Below are 21,540 nucleotides of genomic sequence, written 5' to 3'. Positions count from 1 at the left end.
TAAAATGTCAATATTAAGCGGCAAAAACATACTATTAGGCATAAGTGCCGGTATTGCCGCTTATAAAACAGCTTCATTAGTAAGGTTATTTATAAAAGCAGGTGCTAACGTAAAAGTAGTTATGACGCCGGCATCTAAAGATTTTATAACGCCTTTAACCTTATCAACACTTTCAAAACATCCCGTTTACTCATCTTTTACAAATGAAGAAGATGCCATGCCTGCCGGCAGGCAGGATAACGCTACATGGAATAATCATGTCGACTTAGGCTTATGGGCCGATGTTTTTATAATTGCTCCAGCAACAGCCAATACACTTTCTAAAATGGCAAGCGGTACAAGTGATAATTTACTGTTAGCAACCTATTTGTCGGCAAAATGCCCTGTGTATTTTGCACCAGCTATGGATTTGGATATGTATAAACACCCAAGTACAGCTAGTTCTTTTAATACGTTAAAGGCTTTTGGAAACATCATGATACCTGCTACAAGTGGTGAATTAGCAAGCGGTTTGGTAGGAGAAGGTAGAATGGCAGAACCAGAAGACATTGTTACTTTTATTGAAAATGATATTTTAGATAAACTTCCCTTAAAAGGAAAAAAAGTACTTATAACAGCAGGTCCAACTTACGAGGCAATAGATCCGGTTCGTTTTATAGGAAACCATTCAAGTGGTAAAATGGGGTTTGAAATAGCCAAAGCAGCAGCAAACCTTGGAGCAGAAGTAGTTTTAGTTACAGGGCCAACACATCAAAAAGTATCACATACTTTAATACAGGTAATTCCAGTTATTAGCGCACAAGATATGTACGAATCTGTACATACTTATTATAAAGATGTAGATATCGCCATACTTTCGGCAGCTGTAGCAGATTTTAAACCAAAAGAAGTTGCATCTCAAAAAATAAAAAAGAAGGATCCAACGTTAACTTTAGAGTTAGAAAAAACAAAAGATATTTTAGCATCTTTGGGAGCCATTAAAAATAACCAATATTTAGTGGGGTTTGCATTAGAAACTAATGATGAACTTAAAAATGCAAAAGGCAAATTAAAAAGAAAGAATTTAAATTTAATTGTTTTAAATTCGTTAAAAGATAAAGGAGCAGGTTTTAAAAGCAATACTAATAAAGTTACTTTTATTGATGATAAAGAAACTATTACAGCGTTTAAATTAAAATCTAAAGCAGAGGTAGCTAAAGACTTATTAAATAAAATTATAGAACAAATACATGCGTAATATTCTAGTTGTTTTAATATTTTGTCTGGGAATTAAAGGCGTTTCGCAAGAACTAAATTGTAACCTTGTTGTAAATGCACAACAAACAGGTAACGAAAATTTTCCAATTTTTAAAACTTTAGAGAAACAGTTAAATGAGTTTATAAACAATACGAAGTGGACTAAAAAAACATTTAAAACACAAGAACGCATTGATTGTAGTATGGTTATTAATGTTACTAGTTATAGCGGAGAAACCTTTCAAGCGTCTATACAAGTACAATCATCACGTCCCGTTTTCGGTTCATCGTTTAGCACACCAATTTATAATTTTAATGATAAAGATTTTAATTTCAGGTATTTAGAATTTCAAAATTTAATTTTTAATCCCAATCAATTCGAATCTAATTTAGTGTCGGTATTAGCATTCCATGTTTATATGATTTTGGCATTAGATGCTGACAGTTTTTCCAGCAAAGGAGGTGATGCTTATTATACACAAGCACGAATTATTACAAATTATTCGCAACAAAGTAACTTTAAAGGGTGGAAAGTAGAAGACGGTTTACAAAGTAGATTTGCCCTTATAGATAATGTCCTGTCTCCAACTTTTAAAGAATATAGAGACGTTTTATACATGTATCATAGGGAAGGTTTGGATGTTATGAGTGAGAATACAAAAACAGGAAAAGAAAAGGTTGCGGCTTCTTTACAACAATTTGAAGCCATGAATAGACGTAGGCCAAATTCTTTTATACTACGTACCTTTTTTGATGCCAAAGCAGATGAAATACAACTAATTTTTAGCGATGGCCCTAATGTAAATATAGCCAGTGTTAAAGAAACACTTCAAAAAGTAGCGCCAATGCATAATAGCAAATGGCAAAATATTAAGTTTTGAGTTAGACTATATATAAAACGCTTTTATTATATTTATTTCCGTAAATTAAATACTAAAAACCAACATTGTTAACATCACTTTCAATAAAAAATTATGCTTTAATAGATACGCTTCATGTCGATTTTAACGATGGCTTATCTATAATTACAGGAGAGACAGGTGCAGGCAAATCAATACTATTAGGAGGGTTGTCGTTAATACTGGGAAAACGAGCCGATCTAAATAGTTTAAAAGATGAAACTCAAAAATGTATTATTGAAGCAGTTTTTGATATTTCCGATTATAATTTAAAATCACTTTTTAAAGCTGAAGATATCGACTACGAATTACAAACTATTATTCGAAGAGAGATATTACCTTCTGGAAAATCGAGAGCATTTATAAACGATTCTCCCGTTAATTTAAGTAGTTTACAATTATTAGGAGAGCGTTTAATTGATATACATTCGCAACATCAAACCTTAGAGCTAACCAGTAACGAATTTCAGTTTCAGGTAATAGATGCACTTGCAAACAATGATAGCGTTTTGAAGACTTATAATGATGAATTAAAAGGTTATAAAATACTTCAAAAAGAGCTGAAAGAACTTTTAGCCTTTCAGGCAGAAGCAATAAAAGAACATGATTACAATACGTTTTTATTAAACGAATTGGTTGAAGCTAATTTAGTAGATGGAGAATTAGAAAATTTAGAAGAAGAATACGAAACACTTAATAATATAGAAGGCATAAAAGAGAAATTAGATGAAGCTTATCATGTATTAAATGAAGAAGGAGTAGGAGCTTTAGCTACATTGACAACATTAAAGAATACCTTTCAAAAACTATCCGGATTTTCATCTAAATATGAAGATTTGTTTAATAGAGTTACCAGTAGTTTAATAGAGATGGACGATGTATTTAGTGAAGTTAATACATTAAAAGATAATTTAGAAGTAGACCCTATGAGATTAGAAACGGTTGATTCTAAATTAAAAACACTTCATAATTTGCTGCAAAAACATACTGCGGAAGATGTTTCAGAATTAATTAAAATAAAAAATATACTTGAAGAAAAAGTATCGGTAACAGAAAATTTAGATGATACCATTCAGAAAAAACAATTAGAAATCAATTCTAAAACAGTAGAATTAAATACTATTTCTAAAACAATCCATAACAAACGGATTGAAGCAATTCCAAAATTAAAAAAGCAATTAGAAAGTATTTTGGTAGGCTTAGGGATGCCAAATGCACAATTTAAAATAGAAACAATTTATAGCGATTCTTTTTTTGCTAACGGAAAAGATGTCTTATCATTTTTGTTTTCGGCAAATAAAGGAGGGAACTTTAACGAGCTTAAAAAAGCAGCTTCGGGTGGTGAGTTATCTAGAATTATGTTGGCAATAAAATCAATTTTATCAAAATATATAAAATTACCTACCATTATGTTTGACGAAATTGATACTGGAGTTTCTGGAGAAATATCAAACAAAATGGGAGATATTATGTTACAGATGAGTAAAACAATGCAAGTGTTTTCTATTACACATTTACCGCAAATTGCAGCGAAAGGACATTCGCATTTTAAGGTTTATAAAGACGATGTAAATAATATGACACAAACCAATCTTGTAAAGCTCAATCATGATGAACGAATTGTAGAAATAGCACAAATGTTAGGAGGTATAGAGATGTCTTCATCTGCTATTGCACATGCAAAAGAATTATTGAATTAAAAAAAGTTTAAAGTTTAAAAAAATTAAAGTTTAAAGTTTAGTACTTTTGGGCTTTAAAATTAATAAAGAGAACAATTACCCGATTTTCCTCCATGGGGAAATGTCCGGAGGACAAAGGGGCATAAACAAAAAAGTATGTATAATTTATTGAAAGGAAAAAAAGGAATCATTTTTGGAGCATTAGATTCTAATTCAATTGCATGGAAAACAGCAGAACGAGTGCATGAAGAAGGTGGAACATTTGTATTAACAAATGCACCAGTAGCTATGCGTATGGGGCAAATAAATGAATTAGCTGAAAAAACAGGTTCTCAAATTATTCCTGCAGATGCAACTTCTGAAGAAGATTTACAAAATCTAGTTGAAAAATCAATGGAGATTCTAGGTGGTAAAATAGATTTTGTTTTGCATTCAATAGGAATGTCTATTAATGTTAGAAAAGGAAAACATTATACAGATCAGAATTATGCATGGACTCAAAAAGGAACAGATGTTTCTGCCATGTCTTTTCACAAAGTTATGCAAACATTATACAAAGCAGATGCCATGAATGAATGGGGAAGTATTGTAGCGTTAACTTATATGGCAGCCCAACGTGTTTTTCCAGATTATAACGATATGGCCGATAATAAAGCGTATTTAGAAAGTATTGCTCGTAGTTTCGGGTATTTCTTCGGACGTGATAAAAAGGTACGAGTAAATACCATTTCTCAATCACCAACACCAACAACAGCAGGGAGTGGTGTTAAAGGTTTTGACGGTTTTATAGCTTATGCTAATAAAATGTCACCTTTAGGTAATGCAACAGCATTAGATTGTGCTAATTATACGGTTTCATTGTTTAGTGATTTAACCAAACGTGTCTCACTTCAAAACCTATTCCACGATGGAGGTTTTAGTAATATGGGGGTTAGTGATGCTGTTATGGAAACCTTTATGAAAGAAGATTAAGTATACAAAAACATTAATTTTAAGAATAGATAAGACCTGCCAGGTTTTAAAAACCTGGCAGGTCTTATTAGTAGATTCGTATAAATTTGTGTAATTCGTGTCTTTTTTAAAGATGTCCCCAAACGGTGGCTTTTTTGTTACATTTGTTTTATGCAATTACAGTTTTCTTTTATTATTCCTGTTTATAATCGTCCGGACGAAATACAAGAACTATTACAGAGTTTTGAACTATTACAGGGTAATATACCCTTTGAAATAGTTATTGTAGAAGACGGCTCAACTATATCGTCTAAAGAGGTCGTTGATACTTATAAGGAGAAACTAGATATATCTTATTTTTTTAAAGAAAACTCAGGGCCGGGGGATTCAAGAAATTTTGGTATGAAACATGCCAAAGGAAACTATTTTATCATTTTAGATTCCGATTGTATTTTACCAAAAAACTATATTAAAGAAGTCGTAAAAAGCTTAAAAAATAAATATGTAGATTGTTTTGGAGGGCCAGATGCTGCACACGATTCGTTTACAAGCCTTCAAAAAGCCATAAACTTTTCAATGACCTCATTTATTACTACTGGAGGTATTAGAGGAAATAAAAATAGTGTAGATACGTTTCAACCACGAAGCTTTAATATGGGGCTTTCAAAAGAAGCTTTTATAGCTTCAAAAGGGTTTGGAAGGATTCATCCGGGAGAAGACCCCGACTTATCTATCAGACTTTGGGATTTAGGCTATAAAACTAAGTTGATACCGGAAGCTTTTGTATATCATAAACGTCGTATTTCATGGCGTAAGTTTTATAAACAAGTACATAAATTTGGACTGGTACGTCCTATTCTTAATAATTGGCATCCATCTACAAAAAAAATAACCTATTGGTTTCCTACCATTTTTTGTTTAGGATTTATAATGTCATTAGGACTCGCTTTTTTAAATTTTAATTTGGGTTTGGTAGTCTATATGTCGTATTTTTTCGTAGCATTAGTATTAGCTTTAATAAATACAAAAAGTTTTTGGGTTTCAATACTTTCTGTAGTTGCCATTATTATTCAGTTTTTCGGATATGGTTATGGGTTTTTAAAGTCAACGTTTGCAGTCTCAATACGTAATAAAAAGCCGGAAGCTTATTTTCCTGAGTTATTTTTTAAATCGAAATGATAAAAAAGTTAAAATCTAAAATATTAGCATCAATAAAAAACAAAAGGATAAATGTGTTTATTCTGTTTTTGTTGTTTGCTTTTATTATTTTGATATTTTCTAAGTTATCAAAAGAGTATACAAATACGATGGCTTTTGGTATTGAAAAGGTAAATTTACCTGAAGAGAATGTTATTTTAAATGATTCTGTGACGCTAAATATCACTTTAAAAACACATGGTTTTAAATGGCTCAAGTATTATATTTCTAAACCAAAAATTAAGATAGATTTTAGTCACGATGTCGACAAAAAAAAAGATGTTTTTTTATGGAATAAATCTAAAGCTTATCTGAAAAATACACAGTTTGATGAACAAGTAGAATTACTTAATATGTTTCCAGACAAATTAACTTTTAGATATGATGTAAACTTGGTTAAAAAAATCCCGGTTAAATTAAATGCCACTATCAATTTTAGTCCCGGTTACGATATCTCAGATAAACTGGTTTCAGAACCCGATTCAATTATGGTTATAGGTCCAAATGTACTAGTGTCTAAAATTAATCATATAGAAACAGAAGATATTACTTTTAATGATGTAAAGCTAAATTTAACAGAAACGACTAAGCTAAAGTTTCCCGAAAATACTTCCGATTTAAAATTTTCTACTAATAGTGTGGTTATAAAGGCAGATGTAGAAAAGTTTACAGAAGGCACACTAAAAATACCAGTAAATATTATTAATGTTCCTAAAGGTATAAAGATAAAGCATTTTCCAAAAGAAGTAAATGTTTCTTATTATATTAGTTTAAGCCATTTTAATTCGGTCACAAATAAAGATTTTAAAGTCGTTTGCGATTATAATAAAACTAAGGGTAATCAATCACTTTTAGTTCCGGAATTAGAAAAATACCCTAAGACTGCTAAAAATGTTAAAATTAGTCAGCAGCGTATAGAATTTATAATTACAAAATGATTATTGTAGGACTTACAGGAGGTATAGGAAGCGGAAAAACAACAGTAGCCAAACAGTTTGAGGAACTTGGAATACCCGTTTATATAGCAGATGTTGAAGCAAAAAACCTTATGCATAAGTCTAAAATTATTAAGAGAAAGCTTATTCAATTATTTGGAGATAAAGCCTATGTTGATAACAAATTAAACAAGCGTTTTATAGCAGATGTTATATTTAACGATAAGGGGTATTTACAAAAAATGAATGAGATTGTCCACCCTAGAGTAGCGAAACATTTTGAAAAATGGGTGTTAAAACAAGACGCTCCTTATGTTATAAAAGAAGTGGCTATTTTATTTGAAAATGGTGGTCATAAAGCATGTGATTATGTTATTACGGTTACTGCCCCAAAAGACTTACGGATAAAGCGTCTTTTAAATCGTGATAATACAACTAAAGATAAGATTCAAGCCATTATGAAAAACCAATGGACAGATGAAGAAAAAATCAAGTATTCGGATTATGTAATTGATAATATCGACCTTGAGGTTACTAAAAATCAAGTAATCAATATTCATAAAGATCTTCTTAAAATAATTTAAGAAAAAAGCCTTTTTATCATTTTTGTTAATGTAAGGTTAAAAGGGAAGTGTCATAAATGTTAAAATGTTAATTTTGAATAGTGAACAAAAAAATATTCATCCTATTAATAATACTAATGAGTTTATCACTTATTGGTATTATATCTATTCAAGCTTATTATATAAATAATTCTGTTGAAAACGAAAAAGAACGATTTAAGTTTATTGTTAAAGGCGCACTTAGTTATGCTTCTAACACTATAGAAAATAATGAATCGGAAAAATATTTCTCGAAATATTTAAGCTTAGATAAAGATAAAAAAGTTGATGAAGAAGCGGTTTCTCAGTTGTTAATTTATCAGAAGAATAACAGCACAAACGAAATGCTTGTTTATAGTAATAATATTATTGAAGAAAATTTTAAATTTTCTTCGTCGCTCCTTGACATTGGTTTAGATATTGATAGTATAGATTTTAAAAGTATAACAGGTAAGTCTAGTACTGAGATTTACAGCAATATTGATTTATCTGAAAAAGATATCCTACAAAGCCCTATTACTAAGATTATTAGGAGTGGGAGTATGGATGAAGCACAACGGTTAAGTTTTGAAAAGAGTTTTAAAGAAATTTATAAAAGAACTCCTATACATAAAAGGGTTTCCGAGAAAGAAATTCGAGATTTATTGTCTGATAGACTTAGAAAAGATGATATCAATATAGACTTTGAATTTGCTATTTATGATGGTGATTTAGCAACTAAAGTGCGTAGCAATAGTTTTGAGAACGATGCTTCTACTTATAGTGTGCCTATTTTTTATGATGAAAACAATCAAAGCCTTTATAAGCTTTTGGTTAATTTTCCTGATGATGGAGGGTATATATTATCATCCATAATAGGTATGATATTATTATCGGTAATTTTCACATCTATAATAATCATAGCATATTCAAGTGCTTTGTATCAACTTTTAAAACAGCGAAAAATATCTGAAATAAAGACTGACTTTATTAATAATATGACGCATGAGTTTAAAACACCAATAGCAACTATAAATTTGGCTTTAGATGCTATTAAAAACCCAAAAGTTATAGATGACAAAGATAGGGTAATACGTTACCTCACTATGATAAAAGAAGAGAATAAACGTATGCATGCTCAAGTTGAAAATGTATTGAGAATATCTAAATTAGAAAAAAACGAACTTAATATTAGTAAAGATAGAGTTAAGTTGCACGATTTGGTTGAAGATGCTATTGCACATGTAAAACTAATAGTTGAAGACAGGCAAGGTTACATTAAAACATTTTTTGAAGCAGATAGGTCTTCGATTTTAGCTAATGAAACCCATTTTACTAATGTTATTGTTAATATGTTGGATAATGCTATAAAGTATTCTCCAAACGCACCAGAAATAGAAATATATACTGAAAATATTGGTACAAATATTTTATTAAAAGTAAAAGATCATGGCAGTGGTATGAGTAAAGCAGCCTCTAAAAAAGTGTTTGAAAAATTTTATAGAGAACACACAGGAAATATTCATAACGTTAAAGGTCACGGTTTAGGTTTAGCTTACGTTAAACGCATCGTTGAAGATCATCAAGGACATGTATCTGTAGAAAGTGAAAAAGATAAAGGAAGCATATTCACTATAAAGCTTCCACTAATATCATAAATTATGGAAGAGCAAAAAAAGAAAATTTTATTAGTAGAAGACGATCCTAATTTCGGAACCGTTCTTAAGGATTATTTAATAATGAATGATTATGAAGTGATTCATGCTAAAAATGGCATGGAAGGGTTCGAGAAATTCAAGAAAGATGATTTTGATTTATGTATTCTGGATGTTATGATGCCTTATAAAGATGGATTTACACTAGCTAAAGAAATTAGAGAAAAAAACACAGATGTACCTATTGTTTTTCTAACTGCTAAAACAATGAAAGAAGATGTTTTAAGAGGCTATAAAGTTGGTGCAGACGATTATTTAAACAAGCCTTTTGATAGCGAAGTATTGTTAATGAAAATTAAAGCTATCATACAGCGTAAAGCCACAGAAACTATTTCTGATAGTAAACAATTTGAATTTAAAATAGGTGGTTTTGATTTAAATTCAAAATTACGTTTCCTACGTTTTAACGGTGGAGAACCTGTGAAATTATCGCCTAAAGAAAATGAATTATTGCGTTTATTGGCATTGCATGAAAACGATTTAATGCCACGAGAATTAGCATTAACCAAAATATGGCGCGATGATAATTATTTTACATCTCGTAGTATGGATGTGTATATAGCCAAGTTACGTAAGTATTTAAAACTTGATGAAAAAGTAGAAATACTAAATATACACGGAGAAGGGTTTAGGCTCGTAATCAATTCTTAATATATAGATGTTTTCCAGTATTATTTCTAAATATACTGTAGAAAAATAAACCTTGCAGACCTATTCATTGCAACGTATTAAGAATTATAAAAGCATTATTTTATTAGCGCCGAATTTTTATAAGGTGTTTTGAGTTTTGTATACAATTACATCATACTTAATGTGGTATGATATCATCTTAATACTATTTTAAAACCAGCGTTAATCATCTGAAACCTTGTGCTTACTTAATGTTTTCAAAGTCATTCAAAGCAAAGCAATTATTGTATGATGCTTCATTAATAGATTCATTTTCTATTGAGTCATAATCGACTAGTATTTTCCAATGTCCTTCTTCCTTTCTTAAGATAACATGGAATTTACCGTAATATGATTTTTGGTTTTTTTCACCTGGATTTATGGTAAATTTATAAATACCACGCTCAGACGCTAGGCCATCTTTATAAATCCGTTCAAAAAACCTAAAAGAAATAGTTTGTTTTAAAGAACTGTTTTTCCAACGTTCCTTATAACCTTCTAAATAAGCTTCTTTATTTCTAATAGATTTGTAGTCACCACCGTTAACTCTCACTAAGTCGTTACTATGTAAACTTTCAAATAATTGATAATCTACAGTTTCGAAAGCTTTGGAGAAATTGCTCCAAATTTGAGAATTAATGTCTTTTAAATCATTAATGTTTTGAGAGATAGCCTTATTACTTATAAGTAGAAGTAGGCTAATAATATAAGTTGGTAATCGTTTCATTTAAGTCTTTTTAAGACTAAAAAGGTACGAAAAATATTATAAGTTGTTTATTAGCCAATTTTTAAACTCATAAAAATTTTGCGGAGCCACACCATGACCCACAGGAAATTCCGAATATTGATGTTTTATATTGAGGCTACTTAAATACGGTGCAGTTTGTCGTGCCCAATCAACAGGAATCACCTGATCTACATTTCCATGAGAACAATAAAAGTTTAAATGCGAGTAGTCTTTAGTAGTATCTTCGGGAAGAATATCCTTGCTAATATAACCACTCAAAGCGACTATGTTTTTAATTTTCTCTGGATAAGTTAAAGCGATGGCATAGCTTAAAATACTCCCTTGGCTAAATCCTAAAAGCGATACATTATTTTTATCTACAGGGTAAGAATCTATAGCTTCGTCAATAAACTTTGAAATTAAATCGCGAGATTCTATAGCTTGTTCATTATCGTTCCATTTACCCTTTTCTGCATCAAAATTAATAGCATACCAGGCATTTCCAAAAGGTTGCATGGTATAAGGCGCTCTTACCGAAATAATAAAAAATTCTTCAGGTAATTCGTTGGCAAATGAAAACAGATCGTTTTCATCACTACCGTAACCATGCATCATAATTAATAGCGGTGCATTTTCTGTTAATGTAGATTCGCGAACTATGTGATGTAATGAGAGTGTATTGTTAATCATTTATTTACCAAGATTTGCAAATATTTTTTGATAGAAGTTTCCAACAAGAGGAACTGTTTGTGCTTTTCTTCCTAATGCACTTCCAAAACCATATATAAAAAGTACAGCAAAAAACATATAAAAACCAGAGGAGATAGCCCAACTGTCAAAGCTTCCAATAATATAACCAAGAGCAAAAAATGTGAGCCATAAACCTAATGCTTGCCGTATATGAAAACTAGAAAATTCACTTTTGTTTTCATTATTTAAATAAAAGGCGATTATGGTGCCAAATATAGTTAGATAACTAATTATAGCATTATTTCTTCCTACTTCAATATCTTGCTCAGTCATTTTTATTTGTTTAATGAAACTTTGTTATTCGAGATGATCCCATAAACGGTTCCTTTTAAAGCCTCTCCCTCGAAAATGGCATTCTTTGATTTTGAAACGATGTTATTTTGAGAAAAGGAATATTTAGTATCTGGATTAAAAAGTGTTATGTTCGCTTTATTACCAATATTAATAGGTGCTTGTTCTAGAGCAAATCGTGTTTTTCCTTTAGTTAAAATATCTATGGTTTTCTTAGTCGAAAAAATAGCTTGTAAAGCCCCGAAGGCACTTTCCAGCCCTATGGTTCCATATTCGGCATGATCAAATTCTATCTTCTTTTGTTCAATATCTATAGGATTATGATCACTCGTTACCATGTCTATAGTACTATCTTTAATACCTTCAATTAAAGCATCTACATCTTCTTGAGTACGAAGTGGTGGTAGTACCTTAAAGTGTGTATTAAAATCTTTTAATACGGTATCTGTAAAATATAAATTATGTATAGCAGCGCTACAAGTAACGTCTAGTTTTTTCTTTTTGGCTTCTCTTATAAGTGCTACAGAAGTCGCTGTAGAAATAGTAGGAATATGCAATTTTCCACCTGTATATTCTAATAAAAATAAATCGCGAGCTACCTGTAATTCTTCTGCCAAAGCAGGATTACCTTTTAAGCCTAGTGAGGTACTAGTTATATTTTCATTCATAACACCATGCCCGGAAATTTTACTTTCTTGTGGAAACGAACAGACCAATCCATCAAAATTACTCGCATATTGCAAGGCAATTTTCATAAGGTTAGGATTAGAAATCGGTTTTTTGTAATCGTAAAATGCAACAGCCCCTGCCGAGTGCATATCATAAAGTTCTGCCAAATCTTCACCTTTACCACCTAGTGTTAATGACCCGATAGGTAATAGCGATACAGCGTTATTATGCGATTTTGTGTTAACAAAAGTAATATCAGAATTAGAATCTAAAACAGGGTATGTGTTGGCATTTAAAGCAGCAGCGGTAAAACCTGCAGATGCCGCGGTTTTAAGCCCATTTTTTATGGTTTCGCGTTCTTCAAACCCAGGCTCACCAAAACATACACTACTATCAAACCAACCTTGCGAAATATGTAGATTGTCTAACTTAACCTCTTGATAATTATTGGTGTTTTTAATCTTAGTGGCAATCTTTGAAATCTTACCATTTTCAATTAATAAATCTTGAGTTTTGTTATGGAACTCGCTTTTTGAATCTATTATGGTAGCAGATTTTATAAGTATGTTCATTTAAAGTATTTTAAGATGCCCATTTCAATAATCAATAATGCTAGTGCAAAAATAACAAACCATTTCCATAAGGCGTTAATTTTTGTATCACTTTTTAAAGTGTTAAAAATTTCGATAATTGAATCGCTAACTGTTATATTTTTTGAAGGAGAAAGGTTCCTGTAAGTTAAATTGCTTTCATCCCTATTATAATTATAGCTAATGTTCTTAATGTTTTCGTTTTTATTCTTTATTGTATAAGTATTAGCTATCGATGGATCTTTAGAAGTGCTTACAACTACTTTATTGTTAAAGTATTGCTGTCTGGGAATTATATTAATACCATTATTAACTAACGATAAAATGTCATCTTGTTGTAATTGTGTATCAACATCAAATGTGTTTTCCTGTCCAATAGTATAATATAAGTTTGGTGTTTTTAGACTGTGCTTTCCTATGTTATAAAGTGTCGGTACAATTAATGGCGAATTTATAAAATTTGAATTCTCATTGTTTAAAGCGGCAGTAAATATATAGACATTCTTGTTTTGATATAAAAATGGTTTGCCATCTTCAAATTGTAAGACATTAGTGCCGTTAGACGAAACACCATAAAAACTTGTCACTTTAGGGTATTGAAAATTACTCACTTGTTTTTCAAACACATCATTGTTATACAAAGGATGCGCATAATTAATGGTTGTAATACGTTTTTCGGTTAAGAGTAGGTTGTTAAAATTAGAACTATGATTTGCTAATAATTGATTGTAAGATTGTTTATTTATGTTTTTTGAAGGAATTATAATGAGTATGCCGCTTTGTTTAGTAAATTGTTTTAAAGCAGACACTAAGGCATTTGGAATGGTCTGTAACTCATTTAAAATAATGAGATGCTGTTGATCAATAATATTATAGTTTAATTGATTTTCTATAGTGGCAGTATAATTGAATTCATTTTCGGTATAAATACGTTTTAAAAAGGAATCATTTACGGCATTTATAGAAAGTACATTAGCCTTTGTGCCATTGTTAATATTGAAAAATAAACTATTGTCAAATTGTAAATTAGAATCGTCAATTATAATTTTTCCATTAATAACTTCATTAACGGGAAGTGAAAATATGGTTTCAGCATCACCTTCAATAGCTACCGAAGTTTTAGCAATTAAATTATCATTGCTAAATAGTGAAACAGGTAGACTTTCAATAGCACTTCCGCTGTTCTTTAAAAGTACTTTTAACTCTATAGCGGTTGCGGTTTTTTTAGAAATATAAACACTATCAATAGTGACGTTACTAGTACTTATAGGCTGTAACTTTACCAAATGAAGATTCGTTAGCGAATCTACTTTTGGATTGAAATTAGCTGCATCTTGTTGGAAATCGGAAATAAAAACCAGATGTCTTAACGTGTTTTTTTGTTTGCTAAAAATCGTGTTACTTTTTAATAGAGCAGCTTGTGATGTTAATTTATTAGATGAGTACCCTAATTGCAGTAAATCGTTTTTAATAGCTTTTATGGTCGTGTTTTTGTAAGTGTTATCATTAGTAAGCAACGAGATGTTTTCACTTTCAGATACGTTACTAATAATATCCTGAATGGCACGTTTTAAAAGAGCCCCTTGATTTCCTTTTGCTTGTAAACTAAATGAATTATCTAAATAAATAACTGTTTCTTTTTTAGTTTTAAAGGCATCAGATTTAGACGTAAAGGGCTGTGCGAATGCAAAAACAATAGCTGCAAGAAGTAATAATCTTGTACAGAGAATTAGCCACTTTTTTATTTGAGAGCTTTTACGGGTTTGTAATGTTGCTTCTTTTAAAAAGGCCACATTAGTAAAAGCCACTTTTTGAAATTTTCGTAATTGAAATAAGTGAACAATTATAGGAATAAGCAGTAAAAATAAAGCGTAAAGAAGTTCTGGGTGTTTAAACTGCATTCATTTTAGATTTGTCAAAGCTACATATTTTTTTTCATTTTCAAAGTATTGAATAGAATGAAAAATAAGGTTCTTCTATTAAGAAATTATTATTTTATTAATTTAATAATGTTTGGATAAAAAGCTTTTATTTTCCCTCTTCTAATTTTAATAGCAAAAATTATTGGCAAAATAATATTTATAGGACAAAGGATAATAAGTGCATAGAATGAAAGTATAAAATTCCCTGGACCAATTTCAAAATGTATAATTTTAAGAAACCCACCAAAAATTATTATAGAATAAGTAATTAACGTCCAAATAATTTGAAAATTTAAGAGATTGGCTCCAGTGTTTTTTAATCCAATAATTTTATCTTTTTTAGTCATCCATAAAATAAAGGGAATAATTATATTTCCAGTAGGAATAATTAAAAATGATAAAACAGATAAATGAAAATAAATTAAATAATTTTTATCGCTTTGTTTTCCGTAATCTAAAATATCCTCTGCATTTAAATCTAAAGCTTGACAAATTAAATGAAGTGTTTTTCCTCTAGGTTCATTTTTATTATTCTCTATTCGTTGTATCGTTCTCAAATTTACTTTTGCAATATCTGCTAATTCTTCTTGAGATAACCCTTTTATTTTTCTAACTTCTCTAATTTTTATTCCTATTTCGTTCATAATTAATTTAGTTTAATTATTGCCAAAATTACTTATGAAACCTATCTTTTGATAACGGTTTATTTGCGACATTTTCACGACATTTTTGCCTGTTAGTTGATTTTATTGCTCTTAACAGAAGAAAACATAATCGCAAACATTCTTCAAGTTTAGTGTATTCATATAATCTCTAATCTCTGTTTGTGCTTCTTTATTAGCAACCGTAATAATACTTTGAGGATTCTTAATGTTTTTTAAGGCACTAAAAGGTTTTAATACACTACCGTAAATATCTCTTCCAATTTTATTGGGGTTATCGCAAATCCACTGAAAAGGGACAGCCTTTTTAATAAGTGTTTTGGCAACCGTTTTCCCTTTGTTTCCGGCCCCCCAAATAACAAGTGATTTGTCTGGATTATAATCTAACTCTAAAAAGTAACGTAGTTTTATATCTATAAAATGATTCTCGGCATAATGTTCATGAGTTCTTGAAGTTCGCGAACTATAATCTCTCCAATCATGAATAACGGTATCACAAGGAATACATTTATATTGGTGTTTATAAAATCTAAACGCTAAATCGTAATCTTCGGGGTATCTATTGGGGTTAAAAGCATCACAGGCTATTAAGTCGTTTCTGTGAGCCATCCAACAAGGCGACGGAATCACACATTCTTTATAAATTTCAGAATAATTGCGTCCTGTTTTGGTTAAGTTATTTAACCAAATCTCATAGTTTTTATAACCTTCTTTAATGCCATCTTCAGAAAAATAGTTTACTAAACCGACAGCTATATGTTGCTTTCCGTGTTTTAATAAATTGGTTACTAACACTTCCAATTTGTTGGAATGCATGATATCGTCACTATCCATTCGTGTAATAAATGCCCCTTTGCTATGTTTAAAAGCGAATCGTAAAGCATCAATAATCCCCGACCCGGAGTTCTTTAAAAGAGTGATTCTATCATCATTTTCAGCAAATTCTTTAACGATATTAAAACTAGAATCAGAAGAAGCATCATCAACTATAAGCAATTCCCAATGCGTATATGTTTGATTTAATACAGAAACCAAACAGGCTTTTATAAAGGCTTCTGTATTCTTAAAAGGTATGAGTATACTAACTAAAGGGGTTTGCATTGGGCGAATATAATTTATCTTTTTAACATAACCTTAAGAAAAGAGCCCGTAACATAGTAGTATTTTGTGCGTCTATAAAAAAACTAAAATTAATTAAATGAATACTAAGACATTTGCTGCGTTATTAGCAAGCATTTTACTAGCAAGTTGTAGTTCTACAAAGAATACAAAAAATGATTTAGCAACAAGTTTGCCAATAACAACATCGATAAACTTAGCAGGTATTGATAATGATAAAGCACCGGTAACTATCGATCCGGGACGTTTTACTGTGGAAACTGTAACATACCGTTTACCAAAAGTAATACAAGGAACCTATTCGGTAAGTGATTTTGGTAAGTATATTGATGATTTTAAAGCTATTGATTATCAGGGGAATGACTTGCCAGTAAATAAAGTAGATACTAACACTTGGTCTATTAGTAATGCAAAGCAATTGGATAAAATTACTTATTGGGTTAATGATACTTATGATACAGAAGTTGAAGGTGGTATAGGAAAGGACACCCCTTTTTCACCTTCTGGAACGAATATCGAACCCGATAATTATGTGTTAAATTTACATGGATTTATTGGCTACTTTGATTCTTTAAAAAACAATCAGTATAAGTTAGATGTAACAGCTTCTACAGATTTTAAACGTACTTCTGCATTACAAAATGTAGGTTCTAAGACTAGCGAAGATGGAAAAAATATAACAACAAGTTATTTTGCTACAAGATATTTTGATATTACCGATAACCCTATGATGTATGGTAATTTAGATGTTGAAGAATTTAAGGTAGGCGATATTAAAATTGTATTAAGCGTTTATTCGCCTAATAAAATTCATTCTGCTAAATCTTTAAAAGAGACGGTATTTAAAATGATGCAAGCCCAAAAAACGTATTTGGGAGACATCAATACAACACCGCGTTATGATATTTATTTGTATTTATCTGAAGGCGATGAAGATTCTCCAAAAGGTTATGGTGCTTTAGAGCATCATACATCAACTGTAGTGGTATTGCCGGAATCTATGCCTGAGGATGCTTTGGCAGAAAGTATGACAGATGTTGTGTCTCATGAGTTTTTTCATATAGTAACTCCTTTAAGTGTACATTCTGAAGATGTTCATTATTTTGATTATAATAATCCCACTTTCTCTAAGCATTTATGGATGTATGAAGGTGTAACCGAGTATTTTGCAACGTTATTCCAAGTAGATCAAGGACTTGTTAAAGAAGCCGATTTTTACAATAAAATTATGAGTAAAATTCAGCAATCTAAACAAATGAATGATGCTATGAGTTTTACTATAATGAGTGAAAATGTTTTAAAAGCTCCTTATAAGGATGAGTATTTAAATGTGTATCAAAAAGGCGCATTAATAGGTATGTGTATTGATATTTTAATGCGTGAAGAAAGCAATGGTAATAGAGGTATTTTATCTTTAATGAAAGAGTTATCAAATAAATATGGAAAAAATAAACCGTTTGAAGATGATAAACTTATAGATGAAATTGTAGCTATGACGTACCCTTCATTACGTGAGTTTTTCGATACTCATGTTATTGGAGATATACCAATAGATTATAATGTATTTTTCGAGAAAGTTGGTTTAGAAATTGGAGAAGGTAGGGTAGAAGCTAATTATATATTAATGGACGGTATTCCTATTGTAAGTGCAGACCCACAAAAAGGCACTATATTTTTTACAGATATGGCATTAAAGAACAGTTTTTGGGAAGAACAAGGTATACAAGCAAACGATGTTATAAAGTCTGTTGGGGGTGAAGCTCTAACATTGCAAAATGCCAATGATGTTTTACAAAAGGTTTTTATGTGGAAACCAGGAAAAGATATTGAACTAACATTAGAAAGAAGTGGCGAAGAAATAGTTATAAAAACAACGACTACGCAAGGTTATGTTGCTGGCAAAACCATTATTGAAAAAGCAGATGTTACTGATGCTCAAAAAGCATTACGCGAGGCTTGGTTAAAAGGATAATACTTTTTAATATATTTTATAAAAACGATTGGCGAACATACTGTTTGTCAATCGTTTTTTATTTGTTTTTTCTTAAAAAGAATAAAGTATAAGATTAATACTTAGCCGATTTTCCTTTAGATAATGAACTCTTTATAAAAGCTCGTAAATCATCATTAGCAGAAATTAAGTCCTCATGGCGTAAGTACATCATATGCCCACTTCTGTAACCTTTAAAAGAGAAACGGTCTTTCATCTTACCACTTGGGTCTACTTGCCACATGGTATATTTAGCACCAAAATATGTAGTGGCTCCATCGTAATACCCTGATTGGACTAACACTTTTAAATAAGGGTTTTGGGCCATAGCTTTTCGTAAGTCCTCTCTGGTGTTATTATTTCTTCTATCCCAAGGGTGTACATCTCCAAACATATTATATTTAACATCTGTTTTGAAATTAAGATGCTCTTTTATGTAGTAGTTTATTGCAGGTGTAAACGAATGTAACCATGATGTTAATTCGGGGCTATAATCGGGGCTATCACCAGTTTCAGTTTTATCAATTCCTAAATACCTAGAATCTAATCGGCCAATAGTCTGTCCTGTTTTATTTCTCAGCAATTCTTTCCAAAAAAAGCTAGTTGGGATATCTAAGTTATTTTGCAAAATAGCAGTTTCACTCAAACCAGAATAGTAAGCCATTTTTTTAGCAACTTCTAGTTTTTCATTTTCAGAAATAAAACCACCTTTGGCTAATGCCGGCATTAAAGTTTGAATAGCATAAGTTTCAGATTCTGGTAAAATATCTAATAAATCTTTTTGTTGCAAAGTAGGAGGTAGTACTTTTTGATACCATGCTGCCGCAGTAAAATAGGGTAAGTTTAAAGCAGAATATACAGGTTGCGATGTGGCATAAAGCTTATAATCTGCAGGAGATACTAAAATAACACCGTTTAAATACATCCATTGTTTGCTTTGTAATTCATTTGCTAAGCCCATAACACGAGTACCACCATAACTTTCTCCAATAATATACTTAGGCGACTCCCAACGATTTTTTCTAGTAACAAATGTATTTATCCATTCTGCTAAATATTTTATATCGGCATTAATGCCGAAAAAAGTCTCTCTTTTTGGGAGCTCCCCTTTTTTGTTTTCAATCATTCTTGAATACCCTGTGTTAACAGGGTTTACATATACGATATCTGCAACATCTAAAATAGAATTAGGGTTGTTTTTTACACCATAAGGTTGTATAGGGTAACCTTCATCATCAATATTTAATACTTTGGGGCCTGTATAAGCAATATGCATCCATACAGATGCAGACCCAGGACCACCATTAAAAGATATAACTAATGGTCTATTTGCTCTGTTTTTAATATTTGTACGTTCATAATAGGTGTAATAAAGCGTGGCTATAGGTTCATCTTTTTTATTCCAAACAGGTTGCGTACCTGTAGTTGCTGTGTATGAAAAATTAATTCCTTTAATTGTTGTGTTATGAGTCGTTACTACAGTTGTGTCTGTTGGAATTTTTCTGCTTTGTGATAAAGCTATTAGCGAAGACATTGAAAATAGAAAAAGTAAATAATTTTTCATTGAAATTGTATTAAATATTTGATTGAAGTGGTTTAAACTTTTTGGATTAAAGCGAAAATTAATGATTTTTTGTTCTTTTAAAGCCTTTTTTGAGTTGCATAGCATAGCTACGGAGGGAAAAAAGTCGAAAAAAGGGCAAAAAAGCATCATTTTTTAGCCAATTGAAAGAGTTTAAACCACTTCATTATTTAAAGATAAGAAAAACAAATGTTAAAACCCTTCAAAAACACCCAATCCGAAAAGAGCAAAATCGTATTTAACTGGATCATTGGCATCTAATTTTCTTAGGGCTGTATCTAATTCTAATAGGGCTTTTGCATCATTTTGCTTACGCTTTAATAATCCCAGTTTTCTAGCTACGTTTCCAGAATGTACATCTAGAGGACACGACAATTTAGAGGGAGAGAGACTTTTCCAAATGCCAAAATCAACACCTGCATCATCGTCTCGAACCATCCAGCGTAAAAACATATTATTCAATGTATAAAAGGTAGTAAATAACATTATTTAAACTTTACCTTTGTAAGTATGATGAAACTTCAAAAAAACGAACTTAAAGAATTCTTAGATAGTAAAGTAGAAAAATACAATAAATTAGATTTTATAGACTCCGACCCACTTCAAATACCTCATCGGTATAATCTAAAGGAAGATATGGAAATATCTGGTTTTCTTGCTGCTACTATTGCTTGGGGTAATAGAAAAAGCATCATAAATAATGCTAATAGAATGATGGAATTGGTGGGAAATTCACCATACGATTTCATTATGAATCATACAGATGATAACCTTGAAAAGTTTGATGGGTTCGTACATAGAACGTTCAATAGTACTGATTTGAGCTATTTTATGAAAAGCTTGAGGAATATATATTCTAATCACAATGGTCTAGAACATATTATTTCAAAAAATGTAATCAATAATTCTACTCAATATGCTATATCTGAGTTTAAAAAAATATTCTTCGAGCTTGAGCATCCACAAAGAACAACTAAACATATAAGCGACCCTTTAAGAGGTTCAGCTGCTAAACGTTTAAATATGTGGCTTAGATGGAATTGTCGTAATGATAATGCTGGTGTAGATTTAGGAATTTGGAAATCCATTTCTCCATCAACATTATCATGTCCTTTAGATGTACACTCAGGAAATGTAGCTAGAAAGTTGGGGTTATTAAAAAGAAAACAGAATGACGGTAAAGCTCTATCAGAATTAGATACAGCTTTAAGGAATCTTGACCCAAATGACCCTGTAAAATACGATTTTGCCTTGTTTGGTTTAGGAGTTTTTGAAGGTTTCTAGCTAATTATTTAAATTAATATTTTAACATTATTTGAGAATTACAATTTCCTTTTAATTCGACAACAACTCCAAAATGATATTTTAAATTATCT

At 30.8% G+C, this 21,540-nt stretch carries 19 protein-coding genes and 1 pseudogene; 11 read left to right on the top strand and 9 right to left on the bottom strand.

Going from position 1 to position 21,540, the window contains the following annotated elements; genetic code table 11:
- The first annotated feature begins 4 nt into the window (after positions 1-4).
- The 9 genes from coaBC to Q4Q35_RS10225 all read left to right on the top strand — a co-directional run bounded on the left by coaBC (position 5) and on the right by Q4Q35_RS10225 (position 9,844).
- Positions 5-1,237, top strand: a complete 1,233-nt coding sequence (gene coaBC / locus Q4Q35_RS10265; protein ID WP_303277881.1) for a bifunctional phosphopantothenoylcysteine decarboxylase/phosphopantothenate--cysteine ligase CoaBC — start codon at positions 5-7, stop codon at positions 1,235-1,237.
- Complete coding sequence (porD, locus tag Q4Q35_RS10260; RefSeq protein ID WP_303277880.1) at positions 1,230-2,117, top strand: type IX secretion system protein PorD; 888 nt, start codon at positions 1,230-1,232, stop codon at positions 2,115-2,117. Before coaBC ends, porD begins: the two co-directional genes overlap by 8 nt.
- 65 nt (positions 2,118-2,182) lie before the next feature.
- Positions 2,183-3,835 carry a DNA repair protein RecN gene (gene recN, locus Q4Q35_RS10255; protein WP_303277879.1) on the top strand — a complete coding sequence of 551 codons (1,653 nt, stop codon included), beginning with the start codon at positions 2,183-2,185 and terminating at the stop codon, positions 3,833-3,835.
- Between the two features lie 135 nt (positions 3,836-3,970).
- Positions 3,971-4,786 (top strand): enoyl-ACP reductase FabI, encoded by an 816-nt coding sequence (locus Q4Q35_RS10250; RefSeq protein ID WP_303277878.1) that lies wholly within the window; start codon positions 3,971-3,973, stop codon positions 4,784-4,786.
- A gap of 150 nt (positions 4,787-4,936) precedes the next feature.
- Positions 4,937-5,944, top strand: a complete 1,008-nt coding sequence (locus Q4Q35_RS10245; RefSeq protein WP_303277877.1) for a glycosyltransferase family 2 protein — start codon at positions 4,937-4,939, stop codon at positions 5,942-5,944.
- Positions 5,941-6,900, top strand: a complete 960-nt coding sequence (locus Q4Q35_RS10240) for a CdaR family protein (protein ID WP_303277876.1) — start codon at positions 5,941-5,943, stop codon at positions 6,898-6,900. Before Q4Q35_RS10245 ends, Q4Q35_RS10240 begins: the two co-directional genes overlap by 4 nt.
- Positions 6,897-7,481, top strand: coding sequence for a dephospho-CoA kinase (gene coaE / locus Q4Q35_RS10235; protein WP_303277875.1), 585 nt, complete (start codon positions 6,897-6,899; stop codon positions 7,479-7,481). Before Q4Q35_RS10240 ends, coaE begins: the two co-directional genes overlap by 4 nt.
- 116 nt (positions 7,482-7,597) lie before the next feature.
- Positions 7,598-9,136 carry a sensor histidine kinase gene (locus tag Q4Q35_RS10230; protein WP_303277874.1) on the top strand — a complete coding sequence of 513 codons (1,539 nt, stop codon included), beginning with the start codon at positions 7,598-7,600 and terminating at the stop codon, positions 9,134-9,136.
- 3 nt (positions 9,137-9,139) lie between these two features.
- Positions 9,140-9,844, top strand: a complete 705-nt coding sequence (locus tag Q4Q35_RS10225) for a response regulator transcription factor (protein WP_303277873.1) — start codon at positions 9,140-9,142, stop codon at positions 9,842-9,844.
- Between the two features lie 223 nt (positions 9,845-10,067).
- Here the strand turns inward: Q4Q35_RS10225 and Q4Q35_RS10220 are convergent, their stop codons facing one another.
- From Q4Q35_RS10220 to Q4Q35_RS10190, 7 genes are all read right to left on the bottom strand, one after another.
- Positions 10,068-10,589 carry a nuclear transport factor 2 family protein gene (locus Q4Q35_RS10220; protein ID WP_303277872.1) on the bottom strand — a complete coding sequence of 174 codons (522 nt, stop codon included), beginning with the start codon at positions 10,587-10,589 and terminating at the stop codon, positions 10,068-10,070.
- A 36-nt stretch (positions 10,590-10,625) separates the two neighbouring features.
- Positions 10,626-11,279, bottom strand: coding sequence for an alpha/beta hydrolase (locus Q4Q35_RS10215; RefSeq protein WP_303277871.1), 654 nt, complete (start codon positions 11,277-11,279; stop codon positions 10,626-10,628).
- Positions 11,280-11,612 (bottom strand): hypothetical protein, encoded by a 333-nt coding sequence (locus tag Q4Q35_RS10210; RefSeq protein WP_303277870.1) that lies wholly within the window; start codon positions 11,610-11,612, stop codon positions 11,280-11,282.
- Between the two features lie 2 nt (positions 11,613-11,614).
- Entirely contained in the window at positions 11,615-12,871 is a 1,257-nt protein-coding gene (locus tag Q4Q35_RS10205; protein ID WP_303277869.1) for a dihydroorotase, read from the bottom strand.
- Entirely contained in the window at positions 12,868-14,790 is a 1,923-nt protein-coding gene (locus tag Q4Q35_RS10200) for a BatA domain-containing protein (RefSeq protein ID WP_303277868.1), read from the bottom strand. Before Q4Q35_RS10200 ends, Q4Q35_RS10205 begins: the two co-directional genes overlap by 4 nt.
- Before the next feature lie 89 nt (positions 14,791-14,879).
- The gene (locus Q4Q35_RS10195; protein ID WP_303277867.1) at positions 14,880-15,455 is read right to left on the bottom strand and encodes a helix-turn-helix domain-containing protein; all 576 of its coding nucleotides are present in this window, start codon (positions 15,453-15,455) and stop codon (positions 14,880-14,882) included.
- A 111-nt stretch (positions 15,456-15,566) separates the two neighbouring features.
- Positions 15,567-16,574: a glycosyltransferase family 2 protein gene (locus tag Q4Q35_RS10190; RefSeq protein WP_303277866.1), complete on the bottom strand. Its 1,008-nt coding sequence runs from the start codon at positions 16,572-16,574 to the stop codon at positions 15,567-15,569.
- Positions 16,575-16,671: 97 nt separating this feature from the next.
- Between Q4Q35_RS10190 and Q4Q35_RS10185 the strand changes: the two genes are divergently transcribed.
- Positions 16,672-18,564 (top strand): M61 family metallopeptidase, encoded by a 1,893-nt coding sequence (locus tag Q4Q35_RS10185; RefSeq protein WP_303277865.1) that lies wholly within the window; start codon positions 16,672-16,674, stop codon positions 18,562-18,564.
- A 94-nt stretch (positions 18,565-18,658) separates the two neighbouring features.
- Here Q4Q35_RS10185 and Q4Q35_RS10180 read toward each other — a convergent pair whose 3' ends face one another.
- Together Q4Q35_RS10180 and Q4Q35_RS10175 are read right to left on the bottom strand one after the other, a co-directional pair.
- Positions 18,659-20,146: a S10 family peptidase gene (locus tag Q4Q35_RS10180; protein ID WP_303277864.1), complete on the bottom strand. Its 1,488-nt coding sequence runs from the start codon at positions 20,144-20,146 to the stop codon at positions 18,659-18,661.
- A 210-nt stretch (positions 20,147-20,356) separates the two neighbouring features.
- Positions 20,357-20,620, bottom strand: a pseudogene (locus Q4Q35_RS10175) (DUF2400 family protein); the annotation flags it as partial.
- A gap of 54 nt (positions 20,621-20,674) precedes the next feature.
- Here Q4Q35_RS10175 and Q4Q35_RS10170 point away from each other — a divergent pair.
- Positions 20,675-21,448, top strand: coding sequence for a TIGR02757 family protein (locus Q4Q35_RS10170; RefSeq protein WP_303277863.1), 774 nt, complete (start codon positions 20,675-20,677; stop codon positions 21,446-21,448).
- The last annotated feature ends 92 nt before the right edge of the window (positions 21,449-21,540 follow it).

Source organism: Flavivirga aquimarina (assembly GCF_030540835.1).
Lineage (GTDB): Bacteria > Bacteroidota > Bacteroidia > Flavobacteriales > Flavobacteriaceae > Flavivirga > Flavivirga aquimarina.
Note: the sequence above shows the minus strand (reverse complement) of the source record. Positions and strands in the feature narration are given on the sequence as shown.

What these genes read in the sequence shown, in the direction of transcription:
- Q4Q35_RS10190 (WP_303277866.1), bottom strand. Translation starts at nt 16,574, where the DNA reads ATGCAAACCCCTTTAGTTAGTATACTCATACCTTTTAAGAATACAGAA.
- Q4Q35_RS10230 (WP_303277874.1), top strand. Translation starts at nt 7,598, where the DNA reads ATGAGTTTATCACTTATTGGTATTATATCTATTCAAGCTTATTATATA.
- Q4Q35_RS10195 (WP_303277867.1), bottom strand. Translation starts at nt 15,455, where the DNA reads ATGAACGAAATAGGAATAAAAATTAGAGAAGTTAGAAAAATAAAAGGG.
- Q4Q35_RS10180 (WP_303277864.1), bottom strand. Translation starts at nt 20,146, where the DNA reads ATGAAAAATTATTTACTTTTTCTATTTTCAATGTCTTCGCTAATAGCT.
- porD (WP_303277880.1), top strand. Translation starts at nt 1,230, where the DNA reads ATGCGTAATATTCTAGTTGTTTTAATATTTTGTCTGGGAATTAAAGGC.
- Q4Q35_RS10170 (WP_303277863.1), top strand. Translation starts at nt 20,675, where the DNA reads ATGATGAAACTTCAAAAAAACGAACTTAAAGAATTCTTAGATAGTAAA.
- Q4Q35_RS10220 (WP_303277872.1), bottom strand. Translation starts at nt 10,589, where the DNA reads ATGAAACGATTACCAACTTATATTATTAGCCTACTTCTACTTATAAGT.
- Q4Q35_RS10210 (WP_303277870.1), bottom strand. Translation starts at nt 11,612, where the DNA reads ATGACTGAGCAAGATATTGAAGTAGGAAGAAATAATGCTATAATTAGT.
- Q4Q35_RS10200 (WP_303277868.1), bottom strand. Translation starts at nt 14,790, where the DNA reads ATGCAGTTTAAACACCCAGAACTTCTTTACGCTTTATTTTTACTGCTT.
- Q4Q35_RS10225 (WP_303277873.1), top strand. Translation starts at nt 9,140, where the DNA reads ATGGAAGAGCAAAAAAAGAAAATTTTATTAGTAGAAGACGATCCTAAT.
- Q4Q35_RS10245 (WP_303277877.1), top strand. Translation starts at nt 4,937, where the DNA reads ATGCAATTACAGTTTTCTTTTATTATTCCTGTTTATAATCGTCCGGAC.
- coaBC (WP_303277881.1), top strand. Translation starts at nt 5, where the DNA reads ATGTCAATATTAAGCGGCAAAAACATACTATTAGGCATAAGTGCCGGT.
- Q4Q35_RS10205 (WP_303277869.1), bottom strand. Translation starts at nt 12,871, where the DNA reads ATGAACATACTTATAAAATCTGCTACCATAATAGATTCAAAAAGCGAG.
- coaE (WP_303277875.1), top strand. Translation starts at nt 6,897, where the DNA reads ATGATTATTGTAGGACTTACAGGAGGTATAGGAAGCGGAAAAACAACA.
- Q4Q35_RS10185 (WP_303277865.1), top strand. Translation starts at nt 16,672, where the DNA reads ATGAATACTAAGACATTTGCTGCGTTATTAGCAAGCATTTTACTAGCA.
- Q4Q35_RS10215 (WP_303277871.1), bottom strand. Translation starts at nt 11,279, where the DNA reads ATGATTAACAATACACTCTCATTACATCACATAGTTCGCGAATCTACA.
- Q4Q35_RS10250 (WP_303277878.1), top strand. Translation starts at nt 3,971, where the DNA reads ATGTATAATTTATTGAAAGGAAAAAAAGGAATCATTTTTGGAGCATTA.
- Q4Q35_RS10240 (WP_303277876.1), top strand. Translation starts at nt 5,941, where the DNA reads ATGATAAAAAAGTTAAAATCTAAAATATTAGCATCAATAAAAAACAAA.